This is a genomic window from Streptomyces sp. NPDC031497 (assembly GCF_055580905.1).
Map to the genome: position 1 here is coordinate 54,163 of NZ_JBVIKO010000026.1, position 13,886 is coordinate 68,048.

The 13,886-nt window shown below is 70.8% G+C and carries 13 protein-coding genes; 7 read left to right on the forward strand and 6 right to left on the reverse strand.

What is annotated here, in order from left to right; genetic code table 11:
• The first annotated feature begins 137 nt into the window (after positions 1-137).
• The 6 genes from ACZ5K7_RS38345 (at position 138) to ACZ5K7_RS38370 (ending at position 5,359) form a co-directional block, all read left to right on the forward strand.
• On the forward strand, positions 138-1,949 hold the full coding sequence (locus ACZ5K7_RS38345; protein ID WP_351712130.1) for a phosphatidylglycerol lysyltransferase domain-containing protein: 1,812 nt from the start codon (positions 138-140) through the stop codon (positions 1,947-1,949).
• Positions 1,950-2,061: 112 nt separating this feature from the next.
• Positions 2,062-3,096 carry a dihydropteroate synthase gene (gene folP, locus ACZ5K7_RS38350; RefSeq protein WP_351712128.1) on the forward strand — a complete coding sequence of 345 codons (1,035 nt, stop codon included), beginning with the start codon at positions 2,062-2,064 and terminating at the stop codon, positions 3,094-3,096.
• A complete protein-coding gene (locus ACZ5K7_RS38355; protein WP_351712126.1) occupies positions 3,093-3,596 on the forward strand; it encodes a nuclear transport factor 2 family protein in 504 nt (167 codons plus the stop codon). Before folP ends, ACZ5K7_RS38355 begins: the two co-directional genes overlap by 4 nt.
• A gap of 256 nt (positions 3,597-3,852) precedes the next feature.
• Positions 3,853-4,212: a dihydroneopterin aldolase gene (folB, locus tag ACZ5K7_RS38360; protein ID WP_351712124.1), complete on the forward strand. Its 360-nt coding sequence runs from the start codon at positions 3,853-3,855 to the stop codon at positions 4,210-4,212.
• The gene (gene folK / locus ACZ5K7_RS38365) at positions 4,209-4,820 is read left to right on the forward strand and encodes a 2-amino-4-hydroxy-6-hydroxymethyldihydropteridine diphosphokinase (RefSeq protein WP_351712122.1); all 612 of its coding nucleotides are present in this window, start codon (positions 4,209-4,211) and stop codon (positions 4,818-4,820) included. The genes folB and folK overlap by 4 nt, the downstream gene beginning before the upstream one ends.
• 50 nt (positions 4,821-4,870) lie before the next feature.
• Positions 4,871-5,359, forward strand: coding sequence for a DUF3180 domain-containing protein (locus ACZ5K7_RS38370; RefSeq protein ID WP_351712120.1), 489 nt, complete (start codon positions 4,871-4,873; stop codon positions 5,357-5,359).
• 17 nt (positions 5,360-5,376) lie between these two features.
• Here the strand turns inward: ACZ5K7_RS38370 and folE are convergent, their stop codons facing one another.
• The 6 genes from folE to dacB form a co-directional block, all read right to left on the reverse strand.
• Positions 5,377-5,982, reverse strand: a complete 606-nt coding sequence (gene folE, locus ACZ5K7_RS38375; RefSeq protein WP_351712118.1) for a GTP cyclohydrolase I FolE — start codon at positions 5,980-5,982, stop codon at positions 5,377-5,379.
• A 135-nt stretch (positions 5,983-6,117) separates the two neighbouring features.
• On the reverse strand, positions 6,118-8,157 hold the full coding sequence (gene ftsH, locus ACZ5K7_RS38380) for an ATP-dependent zinc metalloprotease FtsH (protein ID WP_468921301.1): 2,040 nt from the start codon (positions 8,155-8,157) through the stop codon (positions 6,118-6,120).
• A 207-nt stretch (positions 8,158-8,364) separates the two neighbouring features.
• Positions 8,365-8,925, reverse strand: coding sequence for a hypoxanthine phosphoribosyltransferase (gene hpt, locus ACZ5K7_RS38385; RefSeq protein WP_351712230.1), 561 nt, complete (start codon positions 8,923-8,925; stop codon positions 8,365-8,367).
• A gap of 49 nt (positions 8,926-8,974) precedes the next feature.
• Positions 8,975-10,069, reverse strand: coding sequence for a tRNA lysidine(34) synthetase TilS (gene tilS, locus ACZ5K7_RS38390; protein ID WP_351712114.1), 1,095 nt, complete (start codon positions 10,067-10,069; stop codon positions 8,975-8,977).
• A gap of 191 nt (positions 10,070-10,260) precedes the next feature.
• A complete protein-coding gene (locus ACZ5K7_RS38395; protein ID WP_351712112.1) occupies positions 10,261-11,394 on the reverse strand; it encodes a zinc-dependent metalloprotease in 1,134 nt (377 codons plus the stop codon).
• 142 nt (positions 11,395-11,536) lie between these two features.
• The gene (gene dacB, locus ACZ5K7_RS38400) at positions 11,537-13,135 is read right to left on the reverse strand and encodes a D-alanyl-D-alanine carboxypeptidase/D-alanyl-D-alanine endopeptidase (RefSeq protein WP_468921306.1); all 1,599 of its coding nucleotides are present in this window, start codon (positions 13,133-13,135) and stop codon (positions 11,537-11,539) included.
• 124 nt (positions 13,136-13,259) lie between these two features.
• On the opposite strand from dacB, the gene ACZ5K7_RS38405 reads away from it, so the two are divergent.
• Positions 13,260-13,751 (forward strand): inorganic diphosphatase, encoded by a 492-nt coding sequence (locus ACZ5K7_RS38405; protein WP_351712108.1) that lies wholly within the window; start codon positions 13,260-13,262, stop codon positions 13,749-13,751.
• The last annotated feature ends 135 nt before the right edge of the window (positions 13,752-13,886 follow it).

The window sequence follows — 13,886 nt, forward strand, 5'->3', positions numbered from 1 at the left end:
TTTCCGATGGGGAGTGAACCTCTCCCCCCGAGACACCGTCCTAGAGGGCGCAATGTCGCCGGATGCCCGAATCGGGCCCGGATCCAAGGTCTCTCGCAGAACTACGGGATGCGATGTCTGTCAGGATAGATGGGGAAATGTCGGGCGGGGTTCCGGGCCGATCAAGCCGGGCGCGGCGCATAGTCCGTGGTCCGCGCCCTGAGGCGGTCCCCGCTCTGGTCGGCAGGGCGTGCGCGGTCGTAGGCGTCCTGGACATCGCCGCGGGTGTGTTCCCGCGCTTCCGGCACAGCCGTATGCACGCCATGGCCGAGGTACTGCCCGGGTCGCTGGGGCCGTTCGCCGCCGCGCTCTCGCTCAGCGTGGGCGTGCTGTTGCTGCTGCTCGCGCACGGGCTCAAGCGGCGCAAGCGCCGGGCGTGGCGGGCCGCGGTCGCGCTCCTGCCGGCCGGCGCGGTGTCGCAGTTCGTGTACCGGCACTCGCTCATCGGCGCCCTGATCTCGCTGGCGCTGTTCGTGCCCCTGGTGCTCCACCGTGACGAGTTCAAGGCACTGCCGGATCCGCGCAGCCGGTGGCGCGCGCTCGCCAACTTCGTTCTCATGAGCGCCGGTTCGCTCGCCCTCGGGCTGGTCGTCGTCAGCGCCCACCCGAAGCGCACGATCGGCGACCCGAGCCTGGCCGACCGCATCACCCACGTCCTGTACGGCCTGTTCGGCTTCGAAGGCCCCGTCGACTACGAGGGATCCACCTCCTGGACGGTCGCCTTCTCGCTCGGCGCCCTCGGCCTGATCACCGCGGTCACCACCATCTACCTCGCCTTCCGCCCCGAGCACCCCGCCGCGCATCTCACCGCGGAGGACGAGGCCGGCCTGCGCGCCCTCCTGGAGAAACACGGCGCCCGCGACTCCCTCGGCCACTTCGCGCTCCGCCGCGACAAGGCGGTGGTCTTCTCGCCCAGCGGCAAGGCGGCGGTCACCTACCGCGTGGTCTCCGGCGTGATGCTCGCCAGCGGCGACCCGATCGGCGACGTGGAGGCCTGGCCCGGCGCCATCGAACGCTTCATGGACGAGGCCAAGGCCCACTCCTGGACCCCCGCCGTGATGGGCTGCTCGGAGACGGGCGGCGAGGTGTGGACCCGGGAGACCGGCCTGGACGCCCTCGAACTGGGCGACGAGGCGGTGGTGGACGTAGCGGATTTCTCGCTCGCCGGACGCGCGATGCGCAACGTGCGCCAGATGGTCAAGCGCATCGAGCGGGCCGGCTACGAAACCCGGGTGCGGCGCATCCGTGACCTCGGCGAGGCCGAACTGGACCGCATCCGCCGGGCGGCGGAGGACTGGCGCGGCACCGACACCGAGCGCGGCTTCTCGATGGCCCTGGGCCGCATCGGCGACGCCGCCGACGGCGACTGCCTGATCGCCACCGCCCACAAGGCCGACGAGACGCCCGGTCCCTACGGCGACCTCAAGGCGATCCTGCACTTCGTGCCCTGGGGCACCGACGGCGTCTCCCTCGACCTGATGCGCCGCGACCGCGCGGCCGACCCTGGGATGAACGAACTGCTCATCGTGGCCGCCCTCCAGGCCGCCCCGAAGCTCGGCATCACCCGGGTCTCGCTCAACTTCGCGATGTTCCGCTCGGCGCTCGCGCGGGGCGAGAAGATCGGCGCGGGCCCGGTGCTGCGCGCCTGGCGCGGGCTGCTGGTCTTCCTGTCGCGCTGGTTCCAGATCGAGTCGCTGTACAAGTTCAACGCCAAGTTCCAGCCGCGCTGGGAGCCGCGCTTCGTGGTCTACCGGGCCTCCGGCGACCTCCCGCGGATCGGTCTCGCCGCCATGCAGGCCGAGGGCTTCGTCAACCTCGCCCTCCCGCTGCCGCGCTTCCTGCGCCGCGGCACCCCGGCCGCCCGCCCCTGCGCCCACGGCGTAGCCGAACATGGCATACGGGCGGCATGACCGCATGACCGGCCCGAGCGGACGCCCCTCCCCCTCCAGCCCGCGGGCTCCGCTCGGGCCCACCCGAAGGCCGCACGGCGAGGCCGCCGTAACCTGGGCCTACGCTGAACGTATGAGCAACCACAGCGGACGTGGCCAGGTGACAGGGCTTCCGGCATGGGACCGGTGCGCGGTCATGGGGGTCGTGAACGTCACCCCCGACTCCTTCTCCGACGGCGGCCGCTGGTTCGACACGACGATCGCCGTCAAGCACGGACTCGACCTCGTCACCGAGGGCGCCGACCTCGTCGACGTCGGCGGTGAGTCCACCCGCCCCGGCGCCACCCGTGTCGACGAGGACGAGGAACTGCGCCGTGTCATCCCGGTCGTCCGCGGCCTCGCCGCCGAGGGCGTCGTCGTCTCCGTCGACACCATGCGCGCCCGCGTCGCCCAGCAGGCCCTCGCCGCCGGCGCGGCCCTCGTCAACGACGTCAGCGGCGGCCTCGCCGACCCCGACATGATCCCCGTCGTCGCCGAGTCGGGCGCCCCCTTCGTCGTCATGCACTGGCGCGGCTTCCTGGAGGGCGGCAACGTCCGGGGCGTGTACGACGACGTCGTCGCCGAAGTCCTCGACGAACTGCACGCGCGCGTGGACGCCGTCCTGGCCGGCGGCATCTCCCCCGACCGCATCATCGTCGACCCCGGCCTCGGCTTCTCCAAGGACTCCGAGCACGATCTGACCCTGCTGGCCCACCTCGACCGGCTGCACGCCCTCGGGCACCCGGTACTCGTCGCCGCCTCCCGCAAACGGTTCCTCGGCCGGGTCCTGGCCGGGCCCGAGGGGGCGCCCCCGCCGGCCAGGGAGCGCGACGCGGCGACGGCCGCCGTCTCCGCCCTCGCGGCGCACGCCGGCGCGTGGGCGGTGCGCGTGCACGAGGTGCGCGCCACGGCCGACGCGGTTCGGGTCGCGCGCGCCATAGAGGTCGCGCGCACCATAGAGAGGGCGCGCACGGGACCGGACACGCCGGGCGCGCACACCTCACAACCGGCGCACGCCTCGCATGCCTCGTCGGCCGCGCAACCCGCACACGCCTCGCCGGCCTCACAGCCCGCGCACGCCTCGCAGAACCCTCCCCGCCCTCCCCGCCGCGCAGAGGGAGCCCGGTGAGCGCCCCCCACACCGACGTCGAGCAGGTCGAGGCCGCCAACACGGCCTTCTACGAGGCGCTGGAGCGCGCCGATTTCGAAGCGGTGTCCGGCCTCTGGCTCACCCCCGCCGACCTGGGCGTCGACGAGGAGTACCACGATCCGGCGGACAGCGGCGTGGTCTCCTGCGTGCACCCGGGCTGGCCGGTGCTGACCGGCCGCGGCGAGGTCCTGCGGTCGTACGCGCTGATCATGGCGAACACCGACTACATCCAGTTCTTCCTCACCGATGTGCACGTCTCCGTCACCGGCGACACGGCCCTGGTGACCTGCACGGAGAACATCCTCAGCGGCGGCCCGGCCCCCACGGGCGGGCAGGAGCTCGGCCCGCTGGTGGGGCAGCTGGTCGTCGCCACGAACGTGTTCCGGCGTACCCCGGACGGCTGGAAGCTCTGGTCCCACCACGCCTCCCCGGTGCTGTCCGAGACCGACGAGGACGAGGACGACGACACGCCCTCCTGAGCGGCCGCGCCGGCCGCGCGGTCCGCGTGGCGCAAGGAGTGGCTGGAATCACGAACTCGCCGGTAGGTCCGGCTACCGGCCCGTGAGCCGCCGGGTTCTCCAGGGAAAACGCGCGATGAACCCTGGCGCCCCCGGCACGGGCCGCCGCCCCGTGTCCCGGCTCTGTCAGTGCTCGCAGGTAGATTCGTCTGAGGCCGGTCGATCGCCCGCACACGATGCGACCTCGCCGTTACCGACGATTGCAGGAGTGATTCGCGTGGATCGTGTCGCGCTGCGCGGCCTGAAGGCCCGCGGGCACCACGGTGTCTTCCCCAAGGAGCGCGAGGAGGGCCAGACCTTCCTCGTGGACCTCGTCCTTGGGCTGGACACCCGGCCTGCGGCGGCCGACGACGACCTGACGAAGACCGTGCACTACGGCGTGGTGGCCGAAGAGGTCGTCGCCGTGGTCGAGGGGGAGCCGGTGAACCTGATCGAGACGCTCGCCGAGCGGATCGCCCAGGTCTGCCTCAAGCACGAGGGGGTAAGAGAGGTCGAGGTCCAGGTCCACAAGCCGGACGCGCCCATCTCCGTCCCCTTCGACGACGTCACCGTCACCATCACCCGGAGCCGAGTATGACCGCATCCTCCCTGCGGGGTCCCAGCGACCCGACTGTCCAGCCGGTGCCCGCCTCCGTCGTCGAGCAGGTCGACGCCGCCGACACCACCCTCTCCAACCCCAAACGCGCCGTGGTCGCCCTCGGCTCCAATCTCGGCAACCGCCTGGAGACCCTGCAGGGCGCCATCGACGCCCTGGAGGACACCCCGGGCGTCCGCATCAAGGCCGTGTCGCCGGTGTACGAGACGGAGCCGTGGGGCGTCGAACCCGGCAGCCAGCCGACGTACTACAACGCGATCGTGGTGCTGAAGACCACCCTCCCGCCGTCCTCGCTGCTGGAGCGGGCGCACGCGGTGGAGGAGGCGTTCAACCGGGTGCGGGACGAGCACTGGGGGCCGCGCACCCTGGACGTCGACATCGTCGCGTACGCGGACGTCGTCTCCGACGATCCGCAGCTGACCCTCCCGCACCCGCGGGCCCATGAGCGCGCCTTCGTGCTGGCCCCCTGGTACGACGTCGACCCCGAGGCGCAGCTGCCCGGCCGCGGCACGATCGCCGACTTGCTGGCGGTCGTCACCCGGCACGGTGTGGAAGCACGTGCGGACCTGGAACTCCGACTGCCCGAGTAGTCGTTAAGGTCGACACGACCACATCACTGCGGGGGAGCTGAAGGAACACAGTGAAAGAGCTGCGGATCAGGGTGCTGGCCGGCGTCTTCGTCGTGGCCGGGGTGCTCTCCTGGGCGGGGGCCCGCCTGTGGAACTCGGTGGGGACCCTCCCCAGCGTGCCGGTGGCCGCCCCGATCGTCCTCGCCCTGATCGCCGTGGTCCTGCTCTCCACGGCGCTGTCGCTGCGCGCGCGCCTCAAGGCCCAGCGCGAGCGCCGCCCCGGGGCCAAGGGTGTCGACCCCCTGATGGCCGCCCGCGCGGTCGTCTTCGGCCAGGCCAGCGCCCTCGTCGCCGCCCTCGTCGCCGGCATGTACGGCGGCACCGGCGTCTTCCTCCTGGAACTCCTCGACCTCCCCACCCGCCGCGACCAGGCCCTCTACGCGGCCTTCTCGGTGGTCGCCGGCATCGGTGTCATAGCGGCGGCGGTGTTCCTGGAGCGGGTGTGCAAGCTCCCGGAGGACGACGACAACCACCACAGCGGGGCCGAGCCCGTCGCCTGAGCCCCGCCCGGGGAAGGTCAGCGCGCCAGTATCAGGCTCATCGCCTCGGCGCGCGTCGTGGCGTCCCGGAGCTGGCCTCGGACCGCCGACGTCGTCGTCTTGGCGCCCGGCTTGCGGATGCCCCGGACCGACATGCACATGTGCTCCGCCTCGACGACGACGATCACACCCCGGGCCTCCAGGATCCGCATCAGGGAGTCGGCGACCTGCGTGGTGAGACGTTCCTGCACCTGCAGACGGCGGGCGAACACCTCGACCAGGCGCGCGAGCTTGGACAAGCCCGTGATCTTGCCGGTCTCCGCCGGGATGTAGCCGACATGGGCGACGCCGTGGAACGGCAGCATGTGGTGCTCGCACAGGCTGACGATCTCGATGTCCTTGACCAGGACCATCTCGTCGTGCCCGAGGTCGAACGTCGTCGTCAGGACCTCTTCGGGCTGCTGGTAGTTCCCGGCCAGCAGCTCGCGGTACGCCCGCGCCACCCGCGCCGGAGTCTCCCGGAGCCCTTCACGGTCGGGGTCCTCGCCCACCGCGATCAGGAGTTCACGTACGGCGTTCTCGGCGCGTTTCTCGTCGAATTCACCGATGGTGCCCTCGCCGTCCAGGGTCACGGGGTCGGTCATCTGGGTGCCTCGTTCCTTAGGGAGGGCGCCTGTGGGTCACGCGCCTCATCTGCGGGCATACCGGAATGCCGCGCCCCCCAGGCTAGATCCTGGGGGGCGCGGCATCCATTCCGAGCCAGGCGAGACCGGTGTGAGTCAGCTCTCGGGACGGTCCTCCGGGGCCTTCTCGACCGCCGGGGCGGACTCGGCCGCCGTGGACTTCGCGGTGCTGATCGCCGGCGTCGCGCCGTTCGCCCCGTTCGTCAGTGCGAGCTCCCTCGGGGAGAGCACCGGCGGGCGGGTGGACGGCGTACGGCGGGAGGAGCCGGTCCACGCGGGCCGCGCGGGCCGCTTGTGGAGCGCCGAGAAGATCTCGGCGATCTCCTCCTTGCCCAGGGTCTCCTTCTCCAGGAGCTGGAGCACCAGGTTGTCGAGGACGTCGCGGTTCTCGACCAGGATCTCCCAGGCTTCGTTGTGAGCGTTCTCGATGAGCTTCTTGACTTCCTCGTCCACCAGGGCGGCGACCTCTTCCGAGTAGTCGCGCTGGTGGGACATCTCACGGCCGAGGAAGGGCTCGGTGTTGTCGCCGCCGAACTTGATCGCGCCGAGACGCTCGGTCATGCCGTACTGGGTGACCATCGCGCGGGCGGTGGCCGTGGCCTTCTCGATGTCGTTGGCGGCGCCGGTGGTCGGGTCGTGGAAGACCAGTTCCTCGGCCGCGCGGCCGCCCATCATGTAGGCGAGCTGGTCGAGCATCTCGTTGCGCGTGGTCGAGTACTTGTCCTCGTCCGGCAGCACCATCGTGTAGCCGAGAGCCCGGCCGCGGGACAAGATCGTGATCTTGTGGACCGGGTCGGAGTTGGGGGAAGCCGCCGCGACCAGGGCGTGGCCGCCCTCGTGGTACGCGGTGATCTTCTTCTCCTTGTCCGACATGATCCGGGTCCGCTTCTGCGGGCCCGCGACCACGCGGTCGATCGCCTCGTCGAGCATCTGGTTGTCGATGAGCTTGCGGTCGCTGCGGGCCGTGAGCAGCGCCGCCTCGTTCAGCACGTTCGACAGGTCCGCGCCGGTGAAGCCCGGCGTGCGGCGGGCGACCGCCGCGAGGTCGACGTCGGGCGCGACCGGCTTGCCCTTCTGGTGGACCTTGAGGATCTCCAGACGGCCCAGCAGGTCCGGCGGGTCGACCGCGATCTGGCGGTCGAAACGGCCCGGGCGCAGCAGCGCCGGGTCGAGGATGTCGGGCCGGTTCGTCGCGGCGATGAGAATCACACCGCCCTTGACGTCGAAGCCGTCCATCTCGACGAGCAGCTGGTTCAGGGTCTGCTCGCGCTCGTCGTGACCGCCGCCGAGGCCGGCGCCGCGATGGCGGCCGACCGCGTCGATCTCGTCGACGAAGACGATCGCCGGGGCGTTCGCCTTGGCCTGCTCGAAGAGGTCGCGGACCCGGGAGGCACCGACACCGACGAACATCTCGACGAAGTCGGAACCGGAGATCGAGTAGAACGGCACCCCCGCCTCGCCGGCGACGGCGCGCGCGAGCAGCGTCTTGCCGGTGCCGGGACGGCCGTAGAGGAGCACGCCCTTGGGGATCTTGGCGCCGACCGCCTGGAACTTGGCCGGCTCCTGGAGGAATTCCTTGATCTCGTGGAGTTCCTCGACGGCCTCGTCACAGCCCGCGACGTCCGCGAACGTCGTCTTCGGGGTGTCCTTGGTGATGAGCTTCGCCTTGGACTTGCCGAAGTTCATGACCCGGGAGCCGCCGCCCTGCATCTGATTCATCAGGAACAGGAAGACGACGACGATGAGGACGAAGGGGAGCAGGGAGAGCAGGACACCGACGAAGGCGTTCTGCTTGGTCGGCGAGACGGTGTAACCGTCGGGGATCTGCTTGTCCTGGAACTTGCCTTGCAGGGTGTTGGCGATGGTCACGCCCTGGTCGCCGATGTAGCTCGCCTGGATCTTCGAGCTGCCGTCGACCTTCTCGCCGTTCTTGAGCGTGACCTTGATGGTCTGCTCGTCACCGGTGGTCAGCTTCGCCGATTCCACCTTGTTGTTGTTGATCGCCGCCACGACTTGGCCGGTGTCTACCGTCTTGTAGCCGCCGGACGAGCCGACGACCTGCATCAACACGACCACGGCAAGGACGGCCAGCACGATCCACATGACCGGCCCACGGAAGTATCGCTTCACGTCCATCCATACGGAGCGTGTCGCCCCGTCCCTCCTGCCATAGTGAGTTTGATAAGACAGTTCTTCTGACGGTACCCCAGCATGAGTGCCCGAAGCCGCACGGAGCGACTCGGACGACTGGTAAACCCGTCTCTGCATGCTCCAACGGCGCGAAACCCGCTGGGGTTCCCGATCGTCTTACGCAAGTGGACCCTCCGGCGTCTCAGCCGGGGTTCAGCCGCCGTAGACGTGAGGCGCGAGCGTACCGACGAATGGAAGATTGCGGTACTTCTCGGCATAGTCGAGGCCGTAGCCGACGACGAACTCGTTGGGAATGTCGAACCCGACCCACTCGACGTCGATGGCCACCTTGGCCGCGTCCGGCTTGCGCAGCAGGGTGCAGATCTTCAGGGTCTCGGGCTCGCGGGAGCCGAGGTTGTTGATCAGCCAGGACAGGGTCAGTCCGGAGTCGATGATGTCCTCGACGATCAGGACGTGCCGACCCTTGATGTCCGTGTCGAGGTCCTTGAGGATCCGCACCACACCGGAGGACTGGGTGCCCGCGCCGTAGGAGGACACGGCCATCCAGTCCATGGTGACAGGGGTGGACAGCGCCCGGGCGAGGTCTGCCATGACCATCACGGCGCCCTTGAGGACGCCGACGATGAGCAGGTCCTTGCCCGCGTACTCCGCGTCGATCTTCGCGGCCAGCTCGACCAGCTTCGCGTCGATCTCTTCCTTGGTGATGAGTACCCGCTGGAGATCGGCACCCATGTCTTTCGCGTCCACCCGCATCACTTTCGGTCGTCCCACCGGCGGAGCCCGGACCCCGGGGGGTACGGAATCAGCCTTGCCGGATCACCAGTCTGCCACCCTGGCGCTGAGCCACGACCTTGCCGGGGAGATTGATGGCTCCCTGGCCGCGCCAGCCGGTGATCAGCCGGTCGACTTCCTCGATGTGCCGGGCGAAGAGCGAACCGGCCGGTGCGCCCGCCTCGATGGCCGCGCGGCGCAGGATCCGGCGGCGGACGGCGGGCGGCAGGGCGTAGAGCTTGGCGCACTCCAGCAGACCCGCGGCGTCCCGTACGGAGGCCTCGGCCTGGCTGGCCCAGGTGTCCAGGGCGTCGGCGTCGTCCCGGGATAGCTGGGCGGTACGGGCAAGGGCCTCGACGACGCCCTTGCCCAGGGCTTTCTCCAGCGCGGGCAGGCCCTCGTGGCGGAGCCGGGAGCGGGTGTAGGCCGGGTCCGCGTTGTGCGGGTCGTCCCAGACCGGCAGGGACTGGACCATGCAGGCCTTGCGGGCGGTCTGCCGGTCCAGCTGGAGGAACGGGCGGCGGTAACGGCCGTCGGCCCCCGAGACCGCGGCCATTCCGGACAGGGAGCGGATGCCCGAACCGCGGGCGAGGCCGAGCAGGACGGTTTCGGCCTGGTCGTCTCTGGTGTGGCCGAGCAGGACCGCGGTGGCGCCGTGCCGCTCGGCGGCGGCGTCCAGGGCGGCGTAGCGGGCGTCCCGGGCGGCGGCCTCGGGCCCGCCGTCGCGGCCGACGATCACGGTGATCGACTCGGCCGGATCCAGGCCGAGTTCGCGCAGCCGTAGGACGACCTCTTCGGCCCGCAGGTCGGAGCCGGGCTGCAGGCCGTGGTCGACGGTGATGCCGCCCGCGCGGACGCCGAGTTTGGGGGCCTCGAAGGCGAGGGCGGAGGCGAGCGCCATCGAGTCGGCGCCGCCGGAGCAGGCCACGAGGACGAGCGGGGAGGGGGGCCGCTCGTTCGGTGACTGTTCCGGGATGTCTCCGACGGGGCGCGTGAGGCGCGCGACGATGCGCCCACCGGCGCGCTCACCGGTGGTACGGCTGCATCGGCTGGTGTCGGTGAGGATGTCGTGGAGGACGCGGCGGACCGCCAGGCGTATCGCCGCGACCGCAGGATGGGGACCCATGTCCGGTTCCCTTCATGAAGTTTTCGGGGGGTGAACCCGAGATCGGTCACTCAGAGTGTGTAGATGGTGACAGAACCGGGCCGTTCCCCGAGCATCGCACGCCTACCCATCGCTCACGGTCCCTCGGACGGGTGATTGGAGGGGCGTTCGCCTGCCGTAGGCGGGATCCGATTCACCACACCTGCGTCGGTTCACGACTCGGCCTTGCGATGCACCCGCGCGACCCAGTCCGCCGGTTTGGCGATCTCGGCCTTGGTCGGCAGGGTGTTCGGGGAGGTCCACACCCGGTTGAAGCCGTCCATGCCGACCTGTTCGACGACGCCCCGGACGAACCGCTCGCCGTCCCGGTACTGGCGGAGTTTGGCGTCCAGGCCGAGCAGCTTGCGCAGGGTCATGTCCAGCCGGGAGGCACCCTTGGCGCGCCGCTGCTGGAACTTCTCCCGGATCTCGGCGACGGTCGGTACGACCGCCGGTCCGACCCCGTCCATGACGAAGTCGGCGTGGCCCTCCAGGAGGGACATGACGGCGGTGAGCCGGCCGAGGATCTCGCGCTGGGCCGGGGTCTGGACGAGTTCGACGAACGACCGTCCGCCGTCGTCCTCCTCGGCCTCGGGGCGGCTCCCGGCGAGCGACTGGGCGGCGTCCCGGATCCGTTCGAGGACGGTCATCGGGTCGACGTCGGTCTCCGACAGGAACCCCTGGATCTCGCCCTCCAGATGGGCGCGCAGCCACGGCACCGCCGTGAACTGGGTGCGGTGCGTCTCCTCGTGCAGGCACACCCACAGGCGGAAGTCATGGGGCTGTACGTCGAGTTCGCGCTCCACGTGGACGATGTTCGGGGCGACCAGCAGCAGCCGTCCGCCGCCGTGCTCGTCCGCGGGGAGGTCGCGGGAGGCGGGGGCGAAGGTCTCGTACTGGCCGAGCACCCGGGAGGACAGGAACGACAGCAGCATGCCGAGTTCCACGCCGGTGACCTTGCCGCCGACCGCGCCCAGGACCGCGCCGCCCGGGCTGCCGGCCCGCCGCTCCTGCATCTTGTCCAGCAGCGGCTTGAGGAGTTCGCGGAACCCGGCGACGTTCGCCTTCACCCAGCCCGGGCGGTCCACCACCAGGACGGGGGTGTCGTGGATGTCGTCGTTGCCCATACGAGTGAAGCCCCGGACGTGTTCCTCCGAGGCCTTCGCGTGCCGCCGCAGCTCCGCGACGATGGCCCGGGCCTCGTCGCGGCTCACCTCGGGGCCCGGCCGCACGAGCCGGGTCGCGGTCGCCACCGCGAGATTCCAGTCGACCATCCCAGAAGAAGCAGCGCCACCGATGCTCGTCATGCGTCAACCGTACGTTAGCGCTCCCACTTGGGGCAGGCCGTGGAGGTTGGTGGAGGTGCGGCTGTTTTGTGCGGTGGGCGGGGTCGGTGGTGCTTGCGCCGGCCGATGCGGGCGTCGGTCCACGGCGGCCGGGCGCCGCGGTTCACAGGCCCGCCAGCGCCGTCGCCGTCCGGTCCAGTGCCTCCTGGGCCTCCTGCGGACTCGTCGTGTCCGCCGCGAGGAAGGCGAACGCCAGCAGGCGGCCGTCCTTGTCGACGACCGTGCCCGCCAGGGTGTTGACGCCGGTCAGGGTGCCGGTCTTCGCGCGTACGACGCCGGCCGCGCCGTTGGTGTAGCGGCTGCTCAGGGTGCCCGTGAAGCCGGCCACCGGGAGGCCGGTGAGGACCGGGCGCAGGCCCGGCCGGTCCGCGTCGGCGGCCTTGACGAGCAGGGCGGTGAGCAGGTTCGCCGTCAGCCGGTCGTCACGGTTCAGGCCGCTGCCGTCGTGGAAGGAGGCGCCGGTCATCGGCAGGCCCAGCTTGGTGAGTTGGGCGTCGATCGCGGCGGCTCCCCCGTCGAAGCTGGCCACCTTGCCGCTCGCGAGCGCGGTCTGGCGGGCCAGGGCCTCAGCGATGTCGTTGTCGCTGTTGGTCAGCATGCGCTCGACGATCGCGGACAGCGGCGGCGAGGAGACGGTGGCGAGGGTGTCGGCCCGGCTGCTCGCCTTGGAGGTGCCGGGCGCCGAGGTCTTGATGCCGGCCTCGGCCAGGAAGCCGGCGAACTTCTGTGCCGCGGCGGCCGCCGGGTCGCTCACCCGGGCCACCGGCCCCTCGACGGAGTCGTCGGTGCGGGCCTCGTCGGCCATGAGGGGGCTCACGCGCGCGAGGTTGTCGTTGACGCCGATGGGGTGCAGGTCGGGGCCGCTGTAGAGCGTGGTGTCGTACGAGAGCGTGATCTGTTTGATGCCCCGCGCGGTCAGTGATCTGGCCGTCTCGGTGGCGAGGGTGCGCAGGCTGGCCCAGCTGCCGGCGTTCTTGCGGGCGGTCAGGGTGGGGTCGCCGCCGCCGACGAGGACGACTTCCCTGGTGCCGGGTTCGAGGGCCACGCGCGTGGTGATGCGGTGGTCGGGGCCGAGCGCGGAGAGGGCGGCGACGGCGGTGGCGATCTTGGTGGTGGAGGCGGGCGTGAGGGCGGTGTCGGCGCCGGCGCCGTAGAGGCGCCCGCCGGTGGCCACGTCGACGACCACGGCGGTGCGGGTGTCACCGAGCGCCGAGGCGTCCAGGAGGGGCCCCAGGAGGTCCGTGACGGCCGTTCCGGTGATTCCGGCGGGCTCACCGCTCGGCGCCGACTTCACGGTGTTCGTGGCGGCGCCGAGGCCCGTCAGGACGGATCCGGCGCTGGGCGCGGGGCTGGGTTCTCTCGCAACGGAGTCGGAACCGTGATCTGCGCCACCCGTCCGTTCCAGAGCGGCGGCCCGGTTCCGCTCGGCCGTACGCTGACCGTCGGCGTCCCACGGGCCCGCCGCGGTCACCGCACCGGCGGCCAGCGCGAGCCCGGCCGTGGCGGCGCCCGCGGTGTACTGCCAGGTCCTGAAGGTCCGAGGACGAGGGGGGCGGACCAGAGTGCGCGGCCGGGGTCCGGTCACGCGCCCGATGCGTGCCAACTGCGGCCCCACGGCCCGCGCCAACCGCGTGACCTGCGGTTTCGTGGCGGTCACCACGCGTGTCAGACGCGGACGCACGGCACTCGCGATCTTCCGCACACGCGGTTTCGCGGACTGCCAAGGCCTCAGCTCTGGCACGACCACCAGCCCCTTTCGCGATCACACACCAGCGTGAGGGACACTTAACCACCAGAACTATGTGTTGATCATGGAGGAGCCACCGGTGGAGTTCGACGTCACGATCGAGATCCCGAAGGGTTCGCGGAACAAGTACGAGGTGGACCACGAGACCGGTCGGATCCGCCTGGACCGTCGTCTCTTCACCTCGACCGCCTACCCGGCCGACTACGGCTTCGTCGAGAACACCCTCGGCGAGGACGGCGACCCGCTGGACGCGCTGGTCATCCTGGAGGAGCCGACGTTCCCGGGCTGCCTCATCAAGTGCCGCGCGATCGGCATGTTCCGGATGACCGACGAGGCCGGCGGCGACGACAAGCTGCTGTGCGTCCCGGCCACCGACCCGCGCGTGGAGCACCTGCGCGACATCCACCACGTGTCGGAGTTCGACCGCCTGGAGATCCAGCACTTCTTCGAGGTCTACAAGGACCTGGAGCCCGGCAAGTCCGTCGAGGGCGCCAACTGGGTGGGCCGCACCGACGCCGAGGTGGAGATCGAGCGGTCTTACAAGCGCTTCAAGGAGCAGGGCGGTCACTGATCCAGTCCGCGCACGGGAAACGGGCCGCACGCACGCGTGAGGCCCGTTTTTCGTGTCCGCAGCGGGTCCACCGGCCCGCACGGGCGGGTTTTTGGTGGCCGCTGTGTGGTCATGCGCATACTGAGGCGTAAGTGA